Source organism: Mycobacterium sp. (assembly GCF_035623875.1).
Classification (GTDB): domain Bacteria; phylum Actinomycetota; class Actinomycetes; order Mycobacteriales; family Mycobacteriaceae; genus Mycobacterium.
In genome coordinates, this window is sequence record NZ_DASPSP010000325.1 from 1 (window position 1) to 18,627 (window position 18,627).

The following is an 18,627-nucleotide window of genomic DNA, read 5'->3' on the forward strand; positions in this document are numbered from 1 at the left end:
ACAATTCAGACGAACTTCTTCCAACTTCACGACACACTGCAGCAAGCCATCGCGACAACCCTAGCTGGGCAGGAGGGAGAGACCGCCAACGCTATCCGAGACGCATTTCGTCAAGGCGCCGACCAAGCTGCCAAGGTCGCGGAAAAAAACGGAGCCTATAAAGAGGCGCTACAAGACGCCCTCGACAGCGTGCAACAACTCCGCGACAAACTGACTGGCATTGCCAACGATGGCGATAAGCAAATAAATGATGAACTCCAATCGAAAGACGACTTCGAGATCAAAGTCGGTAAAATCGCCAAAATTATCGCCGACTGCCAACGACAAGCCAACCAAGCTGCTGCAGATTGCGCTTTCGGCATCATCGGTGATGGCCAAAAAGTCGTGGATGCGCAAGGTACCGGTCAGTCGTTTTTCGGGATGGCCCACGACGCAGGCATCGACGCGAACCAGCAGCCCAACATGCAGGCCATCGAGGACCAGGTCCGAGGCAAGCTCAACCAGGCCGCGCCGCCGGGAGCCCCAGCAGGATCGGCAGGCGGCGCAGCTAGTGGTGGAGGGGCGGTGCCTGCGGCACCTAACGGAGGTCCAGCCGGTGGGATTCCCAACGCACCGGCTCCCCCGCGGGCGGCTGGCAACCCACAGACAGGCGGCGCGGTCGGCGGAGCGCCGTTGCCCGCAGCGCCCGCCGCACCGGCGGCCGCTAACAACCCACCGACAGGCGCTGCAGCCCTCGGACGGCCGTTGCCCGTGGCGCCCGCAGTACTGGGAACCGGGGGTAGTGCGCCGGGGGCCGCACCGGGCTTTGGCTCGATGGCGCCGATGGGGCCGCCGTCGATGGGCGGCATGCCGTCGGCGCCGATGGGAGGGATGGCAACGTCAGCTGGTTTGGGCGGAATCAACCCAACACCTGGGGCGCCAGGTTTGAACCCCGGGGCGGCGATGACTGCCCCCACGTCACCCGGGCCCCCTGGCCTCGGCGGTCCTGTGCAAGCGATGCAGCCGCCAACTCCGCCGACCGCGCCGACCTTCCCGGCCGACGCGGCGAGCACACCGGTCACCGTGGGAGATGTGCCTCCTCCGACGCAGCAGGCGGCTACGCCCGTCCCGTCGTCGCCAGTGCCAGCGGCCTACACCTCAGAGCCGGCTTCGCCGACGATGGCCGGGCCCGCCGCGGTCGCCGCCGTTCCACCGGCGCCCGCGGGTCCGTTGCCCGCTTACGGCGCCGACCTGCGCCCGCCGACGCCGGCATCGTCCCCACCTCCGCCGGTGATTGCTTCGCCGCCCTCGACCCCGTCAGCGCCCATAAGCCAACCACCGCCGGGAGCCGTGTCGGGTTCGGCGTCGGTACATCCTTCGGCGGGTGGCACGCCCGGCGTCGGCCAGCCCGCCACCGTGGCGCGTCAATCTGGGCTGCCGACTGCGGCGCAGTCGCCACCGGGTGTAGGAACCGAAGGCGCCATAGCCTCCGCCGGCGGGGCGCTGGCCGGGGCACTGTCTGCCGATGCGACAGCGCGCGCCCGATTGCAACGACTGGTGGCGGTCGTGGCCAGCCAAGAACCCAGGCTGGCCTGGGCGATCGGCGATCGCGCGGACAACACCACCGTGCTGGTGACCGATTTGGCCAGCGGCTGGATTCCGCCCGGCATCGAAATCCCTGCCGCCGTAACACTTCTCGAACCAGCACGTCGACGCGGTGACATCGGGGCGCTGTTGGGCGAGGTGGAGCTGGCCGCCGCCACTGAAGCTGGGCACTACCGTCCCGAATCTGACGCCGACGAACCGGTACCAACATCGCCGCGGCCACGACACGCGCCCGAAGTGGAGGAGCTGAACTGGCAGCTGAATCAAGCCACCCACTGGCGCGACGGGCTACCAAGGCTGGCGCACACTCTGGCCAGAGCGGCCTCCAGGGGCACCGGGGTGCTCGAATCCGAAGCCGAGCAGCTGCATGACGAACTCAGCAAGCTCGCCGACCGTGTGCTGGACCGCTACCCCGACAATGTCGACGCAGCAGACGTGGGCAACTGGCAGCTGCTGGCCGCCATCGAAGCCCTGGTTAACGGGGACAAGGCCGCCGCTAATTACCACCTCGCCTGGTTTCTTGCCTGCAACACCGCTGCAGCGGAAAGCGTTGCGCAATGAGCGATTTCGATCTTGCCAGCTTACAGGCCGCAGCGGCTAGCGATGCTCGACCATCGGCCTCGGCGCCCGACGAAATCCCAACCGAGACTTCGCCGGCCGATCAAGCCGTCGCCGGCTACGCCATGGCCGTCAATCTGGTCACCCGAGCCGGCTACGAGCGCATCTTCGAGCTGATGGACCCGCTTCGCGCTGACCTCACTCAGCTTGCTGAGGCGCCAACGACGTTGCGCCGAGCCGGCATTAGTCGAACCAAGATTCTCGAGCGGATGGCTGCCACAGTCGACGAAATCAATGCGCTCACTCAGCGCCTCATCGACCAATACCGCCCAGGCGATTCCGTCTACGAGTTCTTATCCGCCCGTACACTCGACACCACCGTCCCGCCGTACTAGACGACATCGCAAGGAACACCATGGAACCAAAGCTGGTAGCGATAATCGAAGATTACGCGCGCACGCACGGGTTGAATCTGCCGCCGCATCAAATCGTGTCCGACATGGTCGCCTCCGGCCCTTCGGGCGTCGAGCAATTGCTGGGCCTGCTGGGCACGAGCGTCAACGCCGGTGATCCCGCGGACAACGCCCAAGCCCAGGGCGGGCATGCCAAGCGCGAAGCTGGACTTGATGGTGCCACGACGCAATTCCCAGCCAATGAACAGAATTCGGCCGCACAAATGGCCGGCGTCGGCGGCAAAGACCCGCTGGACCAGCTCAGCAGTCTTACCCAGGCCGCAACGGGAATCGGCCAGGGCATCACTAGCGCTTTGACCGGCATGGTCCAACCGGTTAGCCAGCTCGGAAGCCAGATCCCGAACGTGGGCATGCAGGCCATGCAGGCTGGATTGGGCGCGCTGCAGAAGGGCGCGGGAGGCACCGCGGCGGCCGCCGGTGCAATACCCGGCGACCTGGCCGGTGCGGCCGGCGGACTCGGCGGTGGCGCGGCTGGATTGGCCGGCGCCGCAGGCGGTGCCGGCGGCGGCATAGCCGGCACGGCTCCAGCCGCTCAACTCGGGCCGCCGCCGACGCCCTCAGCCAGTACCGTGCCGGCATCGTCGACCACCACGCCGCCGGTACAAGCGGCCCCATCCGACTCCGCAGTCGGGCCCAGAGGTGGAATGGGCGGCATGCCCATGATGCCTCCGGGTGCGATGGCCGGCGCGGGCGGAGCGGGCGGCGAAAGTAAGACCGATACCAAACGCGTCGTGCCGCCGTCGGTGAAGAACGGCGCCCCGGTGCAGGGACGGATCGTCGCTCCCCCGACTACGCCGGAGGTGGTGAAGCGAGTGGCGGGCAAGCCGGTCGCGTCCCGGCGGATTCTGGCGCCCGATCAGAAACCCGACGACGACCAAGACGACACCAGACATTGAGCGCGGCCGCGGCCGTCTAGCAGCCACTTTCGGGCCCGTGGTCATACTGGGCTGATGGCAGTCATCGTCCGCAAGCTTTTCGGCATCGGCAAGCTGCCGGCCGAGGTGCGCGCCGAGGTTGAGGCCGAGGGGCTCATCTACTTCGCCGATTACGTCGCGGTGACCCGACGGTTCAGCGGCGCCATCCCGGGTCTGCGTTCGGCGCACAGCGTCGCCAGCTACGTCGGGTCGGTGGCGCTTACGTCGGAACGAGTGCTGGCGACCCTGTCGTCGCTGCCCAAACTGGCCGGGCCCACCGTCGACGTACGTTGGGACGCAGCACAGTCCGGCGCGGCGACCACACAGATCGGCTCAACGGGCCTGCAGGTCGATATCGATGTCGGCAGGGTGGACGACTCGTTCACCGGCCACCTGTCGCTGCACTACAAAGTCGCCCTTCCCGGCGACGTGCTCGCCGGGTTGCCCCGCCAATCGCTGAGCTTCGACATGCCCCCGGAATACGTTTTCCGTGCGGTCGGCGTCACCTACCGGCCGTAACGGGTCAGCGTCGCAGCCAGGCCGCCGAATTCGCCTACAAATTGAGGGATTGAACCGCCTGAGCGGAGCCGAGACAATTCGTCGCGCGCTCGCCGTAGCGCCTGATGAGACGATTGTTCTGCCTCGGCAATGTGCCGTCGTGTGCGCGGGTGTACAGGTGCCCACATCCTGGGCTTGACGTCGTTAACGGCGTCAAGACAATTCGCCGTTTGACTGCCAAAAAGGTGAGGGGCGCGGCCCTGTTGGAGACGTTATGCTTCACCGCGCAACGCCGTGCGGAGAGGGGGTCGTCGTGGCCGACGAGTTGAAGGTCGATCCGGTCGCGCTGCACCTTGGCAGCAATCAGATGTTCAATGCGGTCGGTGAGGCTTCTTTGGAGTTCATCGGCCATGAGGATGGGTTGGCCGGGGCGGCGACGGGGTGGATCGGGTCCTCGCAGCTGGCGTTGGGCGAGTTGGCGGCGCGGTGGGAGGCTCGGCATAGCCAGCACAAGCTTCGCGTGGGTGGGTTGGGGTCCCATGTGGCCGATGCGATGGTCGGTTACGTGACGAACGAGGATGAGTCGGCCCGGGCGATCAGGTCGGTGGGGGAGTAGGGGTCGCGGGTGGGGGCGCTGACTCCGTTTGACGTTAAGCGCTGGGATGTCGGCGCGATCCACGCGGTGTTCGAGGCGGCCAGCGGGCGTGCGGGTACTTTGCAGCGTCTGGGGGACAACCTGCAGCAGGTTCACGATGTTCTCGCCGATTGGCAAGGCGAAGCGGGCGCGGCGTTTCGCGTCGACGTGGGCAGGGTTCGCCGCGACATCGAGGCGGACGGCGCGGAGTCCCGGCGGGTGGCGGCGGCGGTGTCGCGCGCCGAGACCGACGTGCGGGCGTGCAAGGCCGAACTCGATGACATCGAGCGGGCCGCCGATGCCAACGGCTGGGCGATTACGCCGGACTGGCGAATCGACGTTGGCGACACCGGGATTGGGCGCGATCCAATCGGTTTCGCCGCAGAGCAGCAGGCGATGCAGGATGCGCTGAACGCCTGCAAGGTGCATGCGCACAACGCCGACCACGAGCTTGCCAGTGCCATCGGCGCCGCGGTCGGCGAAGTCTCAGTGGATGCCGCCGGAAATCCGCCGGGTGGTGGCGGCCCACCGCGGCACGGCCCGCCGAATTCTGCCGACCCCCGCGGCAAGTCGCCGTCGCTGCAAGACATGCTGTTGCCGACCGGCGCAGGGGACGGCGATCCAGCGGCCATGCCACGGTCGCTCGAAAACACGCTGCTGCCCGCCGGCACCGGCGGTCGCGGGGGTCAGCCGCCGTCGCTGGAAGACCTGATGATGGGCAGGGGTCAGCCGTCGGGCCCGGGCGACCAACAGCCACGCAACCTACCCGACGTGCTCAACGGGCTTGCCCAGCCCGCTGCTCCTGGCGCGGTGGCGCCTCGGCTGAATCCCGCAGACGTGGAGAGGTTTAAGGCGATGGCCCGCCAAACCATGGTGGACGCCGGTGTGCCGCCGGATCAGATCGAGGCGCAACTGGATGGCATTGTGGCGAACGCGCAGCAGTGGCTGGCCAACGGTGGGCCCCACTATGTTCCCCCCGAATCGCCGAGTCCGCCGCCACCGGGATTCGCCGAAGGATTCGGTGACCGCTGGTTTGCCACCGAACAGGGGATTGAAAACCTTCTCGGCCAAGGAGGACCCGGCGCACCCGGCGTCCTTCAGTCCTGGGAGCAGATGCTTAAAGGCACCACCGAGATTGTCCAGAACCCGATCGGCACGGCGATCGGGGAATTCCAAAACGCGCTCGACTCACCGAGTCTGCCCTACTACTTGGGCGAAAAAGCCTCCGACGGCGCCTTCGCCCTGCCCGGATTGCTCTTCGGTCCCGAAGGAGCGGGTGTAGGCGAACTGGCCGACATTGCCCCCGCCGCAGCTTACGACGGTCTCACGCCCTTACCGCATTCACCAATCGGCCTCGATAACCCCATCAATTTCCATGCCTTGGCTCCCTCGGCGGGGCAGGATCTCTATAGCGCGTTCATGCATGGAGAACCCACCGCAGAGTTCAGCCAGCAAGTCGGCGAGATGTCGACTCACTACATTGGTGACAATCCGGACCGAGTAGTCCTAGGTAAATGGAATGGCCAGGACGGCGGCTATATCGGCGAAGCCAGAGGCCAGGGTGGAATCTACTTCGACACCGGGGACCCAACCTGGGACGCGATGACCTACGGGCTTAGTGACACACAACAGCGAGGTTTGGCTTGGCAAGTTAACGAACAATTCCTCCGCGGTCAGATGGAGGACGGCGTGCCCCGCATTGAATACGTTCTGCCTGAAGGATTCGATAGCGTCGAACAGTTAGCCGCAGTGCAGAGGCGATCATTCTCAGCCCTAGAGATCAACTTCTTGAAAGAGAACGCTGAGGCATACGGGTACGTGCAGCATGGCAATGTGTGGGTGCTCGAGGGAGGCAGTTAGCCATGAAATCAGTCGATCTGGCTCGGTTTCTGGAGCCCACGTTGTCGCATGCCGGTTTTAAGCTTGACGAAGTAGATGGTGCGGCGATCTACGGAGACCGTCCCGCTTGGGCGATCTATTACTGCTGCCAGGACTGCAAACTTCAGGTTTGCTGGTCAGCTCGGGATGGCGGGATAGACTTCATGCTCGCGCCGCTCGATGCACCGAATGAATTTGGCTTGTTGAACCGCTCGAGGAAATGGCACTTCATGCTCATGCTTAGTAATGCACGTGACGAACTACCGACGCCCGGACTGGATGCCGACGACGACACGGTGATGTCTTGGCTCAAGGCGCTTTTCGAAGTACATTTCGGACCAGCTCATACTGCACTATTATCTAGTAACTAAGCCTTGCTAACGTTGCTGAGCACGGACTCTTGCCAGGGACAGAGATGACATGAGTTCGACGGCCAGAGATATTAGGTAGCCACCCCATTCGGGTGGAACTCGGAACAAACGACGTGCTCGCCGGGTTGCGGTCGGCGTCAGGTACCGGCCGTAACGGGTCAGCGTCGCAGCCAGGCCGCCGAATTCGCCGACAAGTCCGGCCACGGCGGGCGACGCAGCACGGCCATACTGGCGAGCACCGCCGAGATCAGGCCGGTGATCACCCCGATCAGCGCGATCCGGTTGGCGTCGATCGCCGGCACCCAGCGCGCTGTGCCGTCGTGGACGACGAACACACCGACCGGAGTAGACGTGCCGCCGCGCACCTTGGCAACGGTGATCACCATGCCGCCGTCCGCCAGTCGATAGGGCTCGCCGTAGACGCGTCCACGAGTGCCATTGGTGGGTAATTCGTCGAGTGATTCCGGAATCTTCATCGGACCGATCCTTTTCGCCGGTTCTGACAAACCGAAGCGCTCGAAGCCAGTCTGGCAGACACGTTGGGCATCGGTTCGCCGCTTCGCACACGATGGTTCCTACGATGGCTATGTGGGCGATCACGCGTTCAGTCCGCAGGAGCGGCAAGCGGTGTATCGCGTGATCTCGGAACGACGAGACATGCGCCGGTTCGTGCCTGGCAGCACGGTGCCGGAGGAAGTCATGGCGCGCGTGCTACAGGCCGCGCATGCCGCACCGAACGTGGGTCTGATGCAGCCGTGGCGCTTCATCCGGATCACCGATGAGTCGCTACGACGACGCATCCACGCCCTGGTCGACGCGGAGCGGCTGCTGACTGCTCACGCGTTGGGCCAACGGGCGCAGGAGTTTCTCGCGCTGAAGGTCGAAGGCATCCTCGATTGCGCTGAACTGCTGGTGGTGGCGCTCTGCGATGGCAGAGACAGTCACGTCTTCGGCCGTCGCACCCTGCCGCAGATGGATCTCGCATCGGTGTCCTGTGCGATCCAAAACCTTTGGCTGGCGGCACGATCCGAAGGTCTGGGCATGGGGTGGGTATCGCTGTTCGATCCACGGAGGCTAGGGGCCTTGTTGTCCATGCCCCCGGATGCCGAGGCGGTGGCGATCCTGTGCCTTGGCCCGGTACCCGAATTTCCGGATCGGCCCTCGCTGGAATTGGATGGCTGGGCGTTGGGCAGGCCGCTCGCCGAGTTCGTAACGGAGAACGGTTGGGGCAAAGAGCCGGGCGTCAGCTCATCGCCAGTTGCGCGATAAGCGTCTCGATCACCGCCGCGGCGTCCGGAGGGACGGGACGCTCGGACTCAGCGTCGCGAAGGACGGCGGCCGGGATGCCGGCGGCGTTGGCCGCCTCGTCCATGCTCAGTTCGGCCCTATGCCACGACCCGTAGCACTTGCCATCCGCAAACTCCGCCGCATCGCCCAGCAGCCACCTACCGCTTCGTGATCGGAGGCAGCCGAAGCGGTTACGATGCCGGGGTGCAAACTCCTCCAACAGGTTTCCCCCCGCAGTGGGGCAGTTGGCCCAACGATCCTCCGGAGCACATCCAGCCCGGCCGCGGCGGTCAGCCCGCCCCCGGGAGCTACGGTCAAGCCGGCTACGGCTCACCGCCGCCACCTGGCCCTGACTATCCGCCGGCCGGTTACGCTCATCAACCCGGTTACGGCCCGCCCCCGTGCGGCGGCCAGAGTGCGGAGCCAACCGGGCCGACTTCCCAGCAGACCATCAGCTGGATCACCTTTGCCGTCGGGTTGCTCAGCTCCATCCTCACGCTGACGCTATGGATCAACCTGAGCAGCGCGATCAACCGTGCTTCGGACATGTGTAGACGGCTCGCCGGCGAGTACTCCACCCTGTGCCGGCAGCAGATCCACAATGTGGTTCCCAGTGTGCCGGCGGCCCTGGTGACCTGCCTGTTCCTGATCATCGCGGCAGGCCTCGCGGCCACCGCCGGCGCGGTAATGCTCTTCCTCAAGAAACAGATTGGGCGATTCCTCATCCTCGGCAGCGGCATCGTGATGCTGGTGCTGTCGATCGCCTGCGAAGCTCGATACGGCGCCACCAGTCGCATCACCTACGACCTGGTCGCGGGATTTGTTATAACCGCTGCCGGTGGCCTCATGTTGATCCCGGCATTCCGGATGACCATGGGCCTGCCGCTGAAGCCGACCGGCGGGCCTGCGCCCAACGGATTCCCGGGCGGCGGGCAATGGCCACACGGCCAGCCGCAGCCGCCTCAACAAGGCCCGCCCGGCCCGGGCGGGTATCCGCCGCCCCATCGGTGAGTCGATAGTGGCAGGCGTGTCGCTGGTCGAGGGCGCCGCAACTACCAAAACACCGGGCCGATAACGTCGATGGGCCCGGCAAGCTGAGGAGGTGACGGTAATCGGCGACCAGGCGGCAAAAGAGCAGCGCCGTGACAATGTGCTGCTCATGCATTGGCATGATCTGGGCCGGTATCTCGGCGTCTACGGTCACACCGACGTTTCGAGCCCCCGGCTGGACCAGCTGGCTGGCGAGGGCATCTTGTTCACCAGAGCACATGCCACCGCGCCGCTGTGCTCACCGTCGCGCGGATCACTGTTTACCGGCCGCTACCCGCAGAGCAACGGACTGGTCGGCCTGGCTCACCATGGTTGGGAGTACCGCTCGGGGGTTCGTACGTTGCCCCAAATCTTATCCGAATATGGCTGGTATTCAGCTCTTTTCGGTATGCAGCACGAGACATCGTACCCGTCGAGACTAGGTTTCGACGAGTTCGACGTATCGAACTCCTATTGCGAATACGTGGTGGAACAAACCGAGGAATGGCTGCGGGGCCACGACATCAGCCGACCGTTTCTCTTGACGGCCGGCTTCTTCGAGACACACCGGCCCTATCCCCGGGATCGCTACCAACCGGTCGACGCCGCTGCGGTCGATACGCCCGACTATCTGCCCGATACCGTTGAGGTGCGGCAAGATCTGGCTGACTTCTACGGCGCCATCGCGACCGCCGACGCAGCCGTCGGCCGGATCTTGGACACTCTTGCCGACACCGGACTCGACGCCAGCACGTGGGTGATCTTCTTCACCGACCATGGTGCACCCTTCCCGCGGCAGAAATCGACGCTGTACGAGGCCGGAACGGGTATCGCGATGATCATCCGTCCGCCCACCGGGATGGCAATGGCCCCAAGGGTTTACGACGATCTATTCAGCGGCGTGGATTTACTCCCAACGTTGCTGGGCCTGCTCGGGATAGCCGAGCCCGACGACATCGAGGGCATCTCGCACGCGCGTGCGCTCCTTGCACCGGACGGCGCCGCGCCGGTGCGCGATCATGTGTACACCACCAAGACCTATCACGACTCGTTTGATCCGATCCGCGCGATCCGTACGAAAGATTTCAGCTATATCGAGAATTACGCGCGCCGGCCGCTACTGGACCTGCCCTGGGACATCGAAGAAAGCCCCTCCGGCCATGCTGTCGCGCCATTGGTGACTGCGCCGCGCCCGGAACGCGAACTCTACGATCTCCGATCGGATCCCACCGAGACGAACAACTTGCTGGTCGGGGACGGCCTCGACGCAGCGGACGCGATCGCGACCAATCTCGCTGTCCGGCTCCATGATTGGCGCCAGCAGACCGGCGACGTCATACCATCGGACTTCGCCGGTAGCCGCATTGCGGCTCGCTACACCGAGACGTATTTGCAGATCCACGAGAAGCCGCCGACCGGTCGGTCGGCGATCGCGGTCGACCGCGGCATCGAGGACGGAGTCAAGCACGTCGAGCAATAGTTGCGTTCAGCGTGAACGTAATACGCGGGGATATCACGCCATGAGGTGCAGCTAAGCTCAGCTGATGCCCGCGCATCCGACGTCGTATCTCGTGGCTGCTTCCCAGCGCTCCGGCAGCACACTGCTGGTCGAATCGTTGCGCGCGACCGGCAGCGCCGGCGAGCCGCAGGAGTTCTTTCAGTACCTGCCGACTACCGGCATGGCGCCCCAGCCGCGGGAGTGGTTCGACGGAGTCGACGACGAGACGATCCTGCGGCTGCTCGATCCGTCGGAGCCGGGCACACCGGACACTGGCTCGTCTGCCGCCTGGCGTGAGCACATCCGCAGCTCGGGCCGGACGCCGAACGGCATCTGGGGCGGCAAGTTGATGTGGAACCAGACGCCGCTGCTGCAGCAGCGGGCGGCCGGATTACCCGATCGCTCCGGTGACAATTTGCGGGCAGCGATTCGAGACGTGATCGGAAGCGATCCGGTTTACGTGCACGTCTACCGACCGGATGTGGTGTCGCAGGCGGTGTCGTTCTGGCGGGCTGTGCAGACTCAGGTGTGGCGGGGCCGCCCAGACCCACAGCGCGACTCACGGGCCGCCTATCACGCCGGCGCCATCGCGCACATCGTCAGGGGTCTGCGCGATCAGGAGGAGGGCTGGCGTAACTGGTTCGCCGAAGAGCAGATCGACCCGATTGATGTGTCCTATCCGGTGTTGTGGCGCAACCTGACTTCTATAGTCGCCACGGTGCTGGAGGCGGTCGGCCAAGATCCGCGGCTGGCTCCCGCGCCGGTGCTGGAACGCCAGGCCAATCAGCGCTCCGACGAGTGGGTGGATCGCTACCGCGCCGACGCCGAGCGATTGGGGCTGCCGCAGTAGCCCTGCGTCACCCGCCTACCAGGGCGACGACGAACACCCGCCGGAACGGGAAGAACGTCGTGCCGTCAGGCCGGGGTGGATAGGCGTCGGCGAGCAGTGGGATGAGCTCCTGACAAAACTGTTGATACTCCTGCTCATTGAGTCGCTCGCCCACCGGCAGCAGCGCGGTGCCGCTGATCCAATCCAAAACAGGATGCTCGCCGGTCAGCTGGTGAATGTAGGTGGTTTCCCAGGCGTCGACAATGCACCCGGCATCGATCAGCAGCTCGGCGTAGTGCGACGGCGTGTCGACCACTGCGCCCACCCGAAACAGAGTGTCAAGCAGTGTCTTTGCGTATGGCTCGCGACGGGCTACCGCGCGGACCGCGGCATGCGATGGGGTCTCGAAATTGCCGGGCATCTGAACCGCGATCCACGCTCCGGCGTCTAGCTGTTCAGCCCACCGGACCATCAGCTCGTCGTGTTCGGGCACCCAATGTAGGGCGGCATTGCTCAGCACCACATCGGTATCGCCTTGCGGCGTCCAGGTTCTCAGGTCTCCGACAGCGGCGTCCAGGCCGCGCTCGACGGCCGCGGCGACCATCTCCGGTGAGCTGTCCACCGCCTCGACCACCGCGTCCGGCCAGCGCCGGGCCAGCTGTAGGGTCAGGTTGCCCGGACCGCAGCCCAGGTCGACCACCCGGCGTGGCTGCTGGGCGCCCACGCGGGACAGCAGGTCGTAGAACGGGCGGCCGCGGTGATCGGCGAAGGCCAGGTAGACGTCTGGATCCCACATATTGGTCCTCCTGACCGCGGCCCGCGTAACGCCTGATATAGACAACGTATTACCTGCTGATTGCCGGACGAGTCGAGGATGGGCAATGACCGACCCGGACGAGGCCGCGCAGGTCCGGCAGATCTGGTCTGAGCTGGGCTTGCCCGGGTTGATCGATGCGCACACCCATTTCATGCCGAAATCGGTGATGGACAAGGTGTGGCGCTACTTCGATTCCGCTGGCCCGCTGTTAGGCCGTGAATGGCCGATTACCTATCGGGCAGCTGAATCCCGGCGGGTACAGATGCTGCGGCAGTTCGGCGTACGTGGTTTCACGGCGCTGGTCTACCCGCACAAACCGCAGATGGCAGCGTGGCTGAACCAGTGGGCAGCCCAGTTCGCTCGGTCGACTCCGGACTGCCTTGCTACCGCGACGTTTTATCCCGAGGCAGGTGCCGGAGAGTACGTCGAGGCAGCCGTCAGCGACGGGACCCAAATCTTCAAAGCACATATCCAAGTCGGTCGCTACCAGCCCAACGACCCACTCCTCGACCACGTTTGGGGAGTCATCGAGGACGCCCGGGTACCCGTGGTGATTCACTGTGGCTCTGGGCCGGTCGCGGGCGAACATACCGGACCTGAGCCGATCCGACGTCTGCTGCGCCGCTATCCGCGGCTGCGGCTGATCGTCGCACACCTAGGGATGCCGGAGTACACCGAGTTTCTCAACATCTGTGAGACGTCAACCGACGTTCGGCTAGACACCACAATGGCTTTCACCCCGTTCGTCGAGGAAACAATGCCGTTCCCGCCGCCACAGTTTGATCGTCTGCGGCAATTGGGCGATCGCATCCTGTTCGGCAGCGATTTCCCCAACATCCCGTACGGCTACGTCGACGCGATGCGTTCGATCACCCGTCTGCCCGGCATCGACGATGACTGGCTGCGCAAGGTGTTCTACGAAAACGCCGCCGCCCTGTTCTTTCCGACCGGCGCACCAGGGTTCACGTGACGGCGGCGTGCCGTGAAGTCGGCTTTCGCGCGACGGCGCTTGGCCAGCGCAACCGGGCCAACAGCAGGCCTTCTGGTGGCGCGGCGTGGCCCTCAAGCCGCTGAGTCGACAGCGGGTGCAATGCCGTCAGCGCCGGTCGGTGATTACCGGACTGCGAAATCAGCCCGGGCAGGGTCCCGCGCGCAGCGGGACGCGAATCAGTACGAAATGCGCACGCGACAGCCAGCGTCTGCTCGTCGCCGACACCCGTGACCTCCAATACCGTCCATTTTTCGCGGACCGGGTATGACCAGATCGCGGCGAGGGTGTCCGGCAACGCGGTGTCGGTTTTAACCTGATACGCCGCAACATAGCCCGCACTCCCGTGGATGATCCCGCCCCGGGTTTCGCGGGCCGACCGTGCGTAGAGCCCCGGGATGTCGTCGGAGTCGGCGATGGTCGCGGTCCACCCGCCCTCTCGGAGGTGGTCGGCGAGTCGGCGCGCTGCGACCTCGGCGGTCTTGTGCAGCGGAATCTGCGGCGAACGAGCTTGCAGCGCAGCGAGATTGTCGGCGGCCGACAATGTCAGACCGATCCAGGTGTCCCGCCTGGTTGCACCGGTTGCGGACACGGCGTCGCGGCTGGTCACGCGGATGGCGTCGGCGCGTAGGCCGTAGCGGTCGGCGTAGCTGGCAATCAGCGACAGTGGCAGCACATCGGGACGCGATTCCGGGGGCGTGACACGCAGCAGTGCGGTAGTCCGCACGTCGGTGGCTGACCTGTCGGCCGGTCGCGCACTGCGGCCGGAACGCCGCATCGCCAACCGACGGCGCAGGATCGTCGTCACCGGATACCCGCGCCACCGAACCAGTAGCGTGATCACCACGAAGATGGCGATTCCGAGCACCCAATGCTCGCGGGGGGAGTGCCACGCGAAACCCAGGGCCGCAGCCACAATGGCCAATACCACCAGCGTGAATCGGCCAGTGGGCGGCGTTATGGATTGATGCTGGCTCACAGAGTGGGCTCCTTTCGTCTGTGCGCGGCGAACGCGGCGGCGGCCACGACTGCCAAAAACAGAGCCGCGCTCCCGCCGAACGCGACGATCCGCGGCGCGGGGCTCTTCGGTGCCGGTTCCGGTTGTGCCGCAACATGCTTCGTCGGCACTGCATCCTGGTCGGTGGCGGTGGGCAGCTCCCAGGTCAGGGCCGCAACCGAGTCCACGGTACCGGCGCCGACGACGTTCGACGGCGCGCGCGGCCCATTATGCGCGGTCGCGATGATGCGGTGAATTACCTGGGAGGCGTTCAACTCTGGATACTTGCTGCGAACCAACGCCGCGACACCGGATACGTAACCGGCCGCGTAATCAGTGCCGTCGAGCGGGACCAACTGTTGGCGTTGGTTGGGCAGACCGTTGGCCAGTCCGCCGTCATCGCGATTGCTCACCGAAACGATGTTCTCGCCGGGCGCCGCAATACCCACCCACGGCCCGGCCATCGTGAACTTCGACGGCTGGTCGTCTGGCGTCAGCGAAGCCACCGACAGCACGTATGGCTGCCACCATGACGGCACCGAAACCGACGTGACACTTGCCCAATTGCGGGGGTCCTCGGGGCGGCCCAAGTCGGTCAACGGGTTGGATTCACACGAGGCTGCGCCGGAACCCCAACCGGCGGAACCGCTGTCGCCGGCAGCGGCCACGATGACCGCGTCCTTGCCAACCGCCGCGTAGCGGATCGCCGCACCGAGTTCGGCTTGATCGACGTTGCGATCGGCGGGCAGGCAGGTGATCGCCGAGATGTCGATCACCCGGGCGCCCAGGTCGGCCGCATGCACAATAGCCCGGCCCAGCGCGGCCACGTCGACGGCCGCACGCGCCAGCGTCGGATCGCCGCCCGGAGTTCGCGGGGAGAACCTCGCCGATGTCACGCGCAACGACAGCAGCCGCGCCGCGGGCGCGATTCCAGCGAAGCCGTCGTCACCGGGCCGACCGGCGATCAGCCCGGCGACCAGAGTGCCGTGCCCATCGCAGTCGGTGAGGCCGTCGGTCGCTTCCACGTAGTCGCCACCGGGTTGCACGCCGGGCAGCCTCGGGCCCGGTCGTACCCCGGTATCCAGAACCGCAACTAATTGTCCGTCGCCACGCGAAAATCGCCAAGCCGCAGATGGATCCATCATCCGCTGGCTGGGCGTCGCCGCGCCCGCATCGGTACCGGGGATGACGCCGGGGCTACTGCAGTCGCCGTTTTTCGCCATCGGCTGCACCGGACCTGGGGCGCCGTTCGGCGGCCGAGCACCCTGGTCGACCTTGGGCTGGGTGATCGCCATCGCCGATGGGCTGACCCACAGCGCAGCGGCCAGAACCGCTGCGAGGCAACCGTATCGGCGCCGGGCGCGAGCAGAGATCATCGATTGAGCACCAAGCTGAAGAGGCCGACCAGGTAGGCGATGACAGGGATCAGCGATGCGTCGATTCCCGATGCGACGAAACCCAGCAGTCGCCGCACCGGCAGCGAATAGCTATCGGGGGAGGCAATCGACGGGTTCAGCGCGACCACCACCCACGCCAGCACCAGTGCTGCGAGCACTATGCCGGCGACAAGCGCGGCCAGATAGCGCGCGGTCCCGGTGTAAAGCACCAGTAGCGCAACACTCACCAAGTAAGGCTGGGCCAGCAACCAGGATTTGCAAGCGGCCGAGTCCCATACCCGGGCCCGCAGCGCAGCTGCCGCCGAGGTTGCGGCGACCACATACCAGCCCCAAGCGGACAGTGTTTCCGGATGCAATGCAATTGCCACCGACCCGATAGTGCTGAGTAGCACAGCGCCTGCGATGAAACCGGTTTGGTGCGCGTCGCTGATCCGTACCCGTCGCGGCAGATCCTGCAGCACCCGCAGCGACGGCGCTGATGGGGTGGGATCCCCGGGTGCCGGTATGACCGGTAGTGGGAATCGCGCCCACAACGCGGACAGTTGGGCGGCCTCGACGGTGACCAGCAGCGCCACCACAATCGGCAAGGAGCCAACAGTCACCAACGGCAGCTGCCAAAGCGATTCGGCGCCGGCAGCCAACAGCACGCCCACGCCCAGCACTGTTGTCGCGGTGAAAATCGCTATAGCGCCTCCACTTTCGCGATGAGGAAGGATGAGGTTGATCAGTGACCACGCGGTGACCCCGGCGGCGGTCAGCGTCACCGACGCCGCTCCGAAGCCGCCCGGTACCACCAAGGCCAATGCCGCGGCGATGGGCACCAGCGCGGCGGCCGACAACAGCGCGCCCACGCGGGGTGAACGGACGGCCAAGCCGGCCAGCGCGGCGAGCACCGCAATCGCGCTGACTGCGAACAGCCCGGCCGGCGCACCAGTGGCAACTCGGTGGGTAACGGCCAAGCCGGTTGCCGCCCAAACTAATCCAATGACCGCGGCCAACGCGCCGCGCTGGATGTGGGCGATCCCCCAAGGCTTCAATCGGGATGCGGAGAAGATCACCGCCGCGTCGGCGATGTCCTCGACGATGCCCGGCGCCGCCGGACCGGCCGGGACCTGTTGCAACGCCAGCAGATCACCATCCACTACGCCGACGGTGTCCAGACTGGCGTCGAGGCTGAACGGCGCCCCGCCGATCGGAGCAAGGGTGAGCCGAGCGGGGGTAAACGAGCCGGTATCGGGCTCGTCCGCCCCACCGTCTCGGGCGGCGGGAACCACCAAACGTTCTACTGCCGGCAGGATTTCGCGCAGCGGCAGCTCCGCGGGCAGCGCTACTTCGGTCAGACGGCTGTCAGACAGGATGGCGACCCGCACGATGGGCATCACAGCGCTGGACATCACCGGCTCCTCAGGCTTTGGGGGGACATTCGTTCTCTTTCTCTTGTCGAACCGCGGTCGTCGCGGAAGGCTCGGACGGCTCGTTATTTGTTTTGCACACTGAAATCTCGGGACAGCCGCTTACCCGGGAACCAGTCGCCATCCGGCAATTCCGCGGTGAGCTGTTCGACGGCCACGGCGATCGCGAACGCCGTTCCGGGCCGAAACGTCGAAATCCATTCGCCGTCGTAGGCGCGCGACGGGCTGACCAGCACTCTGCCCGCAGTGGTGTCGACGATGCTCATCCCCACCTCGGTGCTGGCCTGCTGTCCGTCGTGGCGGCAGCCGGCAACGACCTCGACGTAGCTGCGCGGCCCGGTGAACACCGACTCAACGACTGGACGCGCTGATTGCGGGATGCCCAGGTAGTCAAGGACTTCGGTCAGCGAGCCACCGCTCCGCAGTCGTTTGTCGGCCCGTGCGCCAACCCGGGCTGGCAGGCTGAACTCCCCGAACCGCGCCGGCGGCCGCTGCGCCAACCCAACACCCAGCACCGGCACCAACGCACGGGCATCGTGGATATCCATCGCGGTGAACGTCGCCAGTTGCGCGTTGCGCAGCGCCACGATGGTTTTTCGGGTTTTGTCGCCGCGCTGCGCGATGATCCCGCGCAGCAAATCGTCGGCACCGGAGGCCTGGCGGGATCCCACGTACCGCAGATCCAGCCAACGGTCCGGGAAGCACACCTGTCGGATCCAGTCGGCTACCGCCGGGTTGACAGCGCCGCTCTCGGACATCATGCCCATCTGGGTCAGCTCGGCGGCCTGCCGATCGATGAAGGCGCCCCGCTCAGCGGCGTCCGTGTACGGCATGGTGATCGCCAGCACCCACGGAAACGTCCCCGCTCCAACGGTTTCGGCGATAAACCACGCCTGGTCGACGGTGAGCTCGACGGCGTTAGGCTGAGCAGCCATCTATTAGCCGCCCCATTTGGCGCCTTCGGCTTGGTCGCGGGCCAGCATCGAGGTGGTGTTGTTCTCATGCGTGCCCGCCAACGCCCGGTAGGCCAACACCAACTGCTCCATGGCCTGATTCCACTGGGCCTGCCACGCCTGATAGCTCAACCCGGTATCGCCCTGCCAGCCCGCCTGCAACGCCGCCTGCTCACTGGCGATATCGGCGCCCAGGCTTTGCAGCGTGCCGGCATAGCCGGCCATGTCGGCGGCATGGGCAAGCATCGCCGGATAGTTGTACATGATCTGCGACATCACGAATCCTTTCGTCTAGGCCGGTCGGGTTTAGAAGCCGGGGTAGCTGCCGGCCGCGGCGGAATCGGCGGCTACATACGTGCCCGCGGCATCCCCGATGTTGGCCTGGGCCACATCCAGCAAGCTGTTGATCTTGGCCGCCGCCGCCACGAACCGGGCATGGGCAGCCTGAAACGCCGCCGCAGACTCCCCGGCGTGAAACGCCTGCGCCGACATCGCTTCCTGCTCGGCCTG

General features: G+C 65.7%; 21 protein-coding genes. 12 read left to right on the plus strand and 9 right to left on the minus strand.

Going from position 1 to position 18,627, the window contains the following annotated elements; all coding sequences use genetic code 11:
* Positions 1 to 168 precede the first annotated feature (168 nt).
* Positions 169 to 429 carry a hypothetical protein gene (locus VEI45_RS25815; protein ID WP_324857587.1) on the minus strand — a complete coding sequence of 87 codons (261 nt, stop codon included), beginning with the start codon at positions 427 to 429 and terminating at the stop codon, positions 169 to 171.
* A 567-nt stretch (positions 430 to 996) separates the two neighbouring features.
* Here VEI45_RS25815 and VEI45_RS25820 point away from each other — a divergent pair.
* The 7 genes from VEI45_RS25820 (at position 997) to VEI45_RS25850 (ending at position 6,910) form a co-directional block, all read left to right on the plus strand.
* The gene (locus tag VEI45_RS25820; protein WP_324857589.1) at positions 997 to 2,145 is read left to right on the plus strand and encodes a DUF5632 domain-containing protein; all 1,149 of its coding nucleotides are present in this window, start codon (positions 997 to 999) and stop codon (positions 2,143 to 2,145) included.
* The gene (locus VEI45_RS25825) at positions 2,142 to 2,537 is read left to right on the plus strand and encodes a hypothetical protein (RefSeq protein WP_324857591.1); all 396 of its coding nucleotides are present in this window, start codon (positions 2,142 to 2,144) and stop codon (positions 2,535 to 2,537) included. Before VEI45_RS25820 ends, VEI45_RS25825 begins: the two co-directional genes overlap by 4 nt.
* A gap of 20 nt (positions 2,538 to 2,557) precedes the next feature.
* Positions 2,558 to 3,511: a hypothetical protein gene (locus tag VEI45_RS25830; protein WP_324857593.1), complete on the plus strand. Its 954-nt coding sequence runs from the start codon at positions 2,558 to 2,560 to the stop codon at positions 3,509 to 3,511.
* A gap of 54 nt (positions 3,512 to 3,565) precedes the next feature.
* Entirely contained in the window at positions 3,566 to 4,048 is a 483-nt protein-coding gene (locus tag VEI45_RS25835) for a hypothetical protein (RefSeq protein WP_324857595.1), read from the plus strand.
* Between the two features lie 292 nt (positions 4,049 to 4,340).
* Positions 4,341 to 4,643 carry an RNA 2'-phosphotransferase gene (locus VEI45_RS25840; RefSeq protein ID WP_324857597.1) on the plus strand — a complete coding sequence of 101 codons (303 nt, stop codon included), beginning with the start codon at positions 4,341 to 4,343 and terminating at the stop codon, positions 4,641 to 4,643.
* Between the two features lie 9 nt (positions 4,644 to 4,652).
* Positions 4,653 to 6,521: a hypothetical protein gene (locus tag VEI45_RS25845; protein ID WP_324857599.1), complete on the plus strand. Its 1,869-nt coding sequence runs from the start codon at positions 4,653 to 4,655 to the stop codon at positions 6,519 to 6,521.
* 2 nt (positions 6,522 to 6,523) lie between these two features.
* Entirely contained in the window at positions 6,524 to 6,910 is a 387-nt protein-coding gene (locus VEI45_RS25850; protein WP_324857601.1) for a hypothetical protein, read from the plus strand.
* Between the two features lie 158 nt (positions 6,911 to 7,068).
* Here VEI45_RS25850 and VEI45_RS25855 read toward each other — a convergent pair whose 3' ends face one another.
* Positions 7,069 to 7,395, minus strand: coding sequence for a hypothetical protein (locus tag VEI45_RS25855; protein WP_324857625.1), 327 nt, complete (start codon positions 7,393 to 7,395; stop codon positions 7,069 to 7,071).
* 103 nt (positions 7,396 to 7,498) lie between these two features.
* On the opposite strand from VEI45_RS25855, the gene bluB reads away from it, so the two are divergent.
* From bluB to stf0, 4 genes are all read left to right on the plus strand, one after another.
* Complete coding sequence (gene bluB / locus VEI45_RS25860) at positions 7,499 to 8,179, plus strand: 5,6-dimethylbenzimidazole synthase (RefSeq protein ID WP_324857602.1); 681 nt, start codon at positions 7,499 to 7,501, stop codon at positions 8,177 to 8,179.
* 222 nt (positions 8,180 to 8,401) lie between these two features.
* Entirely contained in the window at positions 8,402 to 9,208 is an 807-nt protein-coding gene (locus VEI45_RS25865; RefSeq protein ID WP_324857604.1) for a hypothetical protein, read from the plus strand.
* 148 nt (positions 9,209 to 9,356) lie between these two features.
* Positions 9,357 to 10,706 carry a sulfatase gene (locus tag VEI45_RS25870; protein WP_324857627.1) on the plus strand — a complete coding sequence of 450 codons (1,350 nt, stop codon included), beginning with the start codon at positions 9,357 to 9,359 and terminating at the stop codon, positions 10,704 to 10,706.
* A 64-nt stretch (positions 10,707 to 10,770) separates the two neighbouring features.
* Positions 10,771 to 11,574 carry a trehalose 2-sulfotransferase gene (stf0, locus tag VEI45_RS25875; RefSeq protein WP_324857606.1) on the plus strand — a complete coding sequence of 268 codons (804 nt, stop codon included), beginning with the start codon at positions 10,771 to 10,773 and terminating at the stop codon, positions 11,572 to 11,574.
* Positions 11,575 to 11,581: 7 nt separating this feature from the next.
* Here the strand turns inward: stf0 and VEI45_RS25880 are convergent, their stop codons facing one another.
* Entirely contained in the window at positions 11,582 to 12,349 is a 768-nt protein-coding gene (locus VEI45_RS25880; RefSeq protein WP_324857609.1) for a trans-aconitate 2-methyltransferase, read from the minus strand.
* Positions 12,350 to 12,434: 85 nt separating this feature from the next.
* Between VEI45_RS25880 and VEI45_RS25885 the strand changes: the two genes are divergently transcribed.
* The gene (locus VEI45_RS25885; protein ID WP_324857611.1) at positions 12,435 to 13,340 is read left to right on the plus strand and encodes an amidohydrolase family protein; all 906 of its coding nucleotides are present in this window, start codon (positions 12,435 to 12,437) and stop codon (positions 13,338 to 13,340) included.
* Here the strand turns inward: VEI45_RS25885 and eccE are convergent.
* The 6 genes from eccE to VEI45_RS25915 form a co-directional block, all read right to left on the minus strand.
* Positions 13,333 to 14,337 (minus strand): type VII secretion protein EccE, encoded by a 1,005-nt coding sequence (eccE, locus tag VEI45_RS25890; protein WP_324857613.1) that lies wholly within the window; start codon positions 14,335 to 14,337, stop codon positions 13,333 to 13,335. The genes VEI45_RS25885 and eccE overlap by 8 nt on opposite strands.
* Positions 14,334 to 15,731, minus strand: coding sequence for a type VII secretion-associated serine protease mycosin (gene mycP, locus VEI45_RS25895; RefSeq protein WP_324857616.1), 1,398 nt, complete (start codon positions 15,729 to 15,731; stop codon positions 14,334 to 14,336). Before mycP ends, eccE begins: the two co-directional genes overlap by 4 nt.
* A complete protein-coding gene (gene eccD / locus VEI45_RS25900) occupies positions 15,728 to 17,146 on the minus strand; it encodes a type VII secretion integral membrane protein EccD (RefSeq protein ID WP_324857617.1) in 1,419 nt (472 codons plus the stop codon). The genes mycP and eccD overlap by 4 nt, the downstream gene beginning before the upstream one ends.
* Positions 17,147 to 17,229: 83 nt before the next feature.
* On the minus strand, positions 17,230 to 18,099 hold the full coding sequence (locus VEI45_RS25905) for an ESX secretion-associated protein EspG (protein ID WP_324857619.1): 870 nt from the start codon (positions 18,097 to 18,099) through the stop codon (positions 17,230 to 17,232).
* A 3-nt stretch (positions 18,100 to 18,102) separates the two neighbouring features.
* Positions 18,103 to 18,393, minus strand: a complete 291-nt coding sequence (locus VEI45_RS25910) for a WXG100 family type VII secretion target (RefSeq protein ID WP_324857621.1) — start codon at positions 18,391 to 18,393, stop codon at positions 18,103 to 18,105.
* A gap of 30 nt (positions 18,394 to 18,423) precedes the next feature.
* Positions 18,424 to 18,627 (minus strand): type VII secretion protein EsxS (locus tag VEI45_RS25915; RefSeq protein WP_324857623.1); only part of this gene is annotated, 204 nt, incomplete at its 5' end.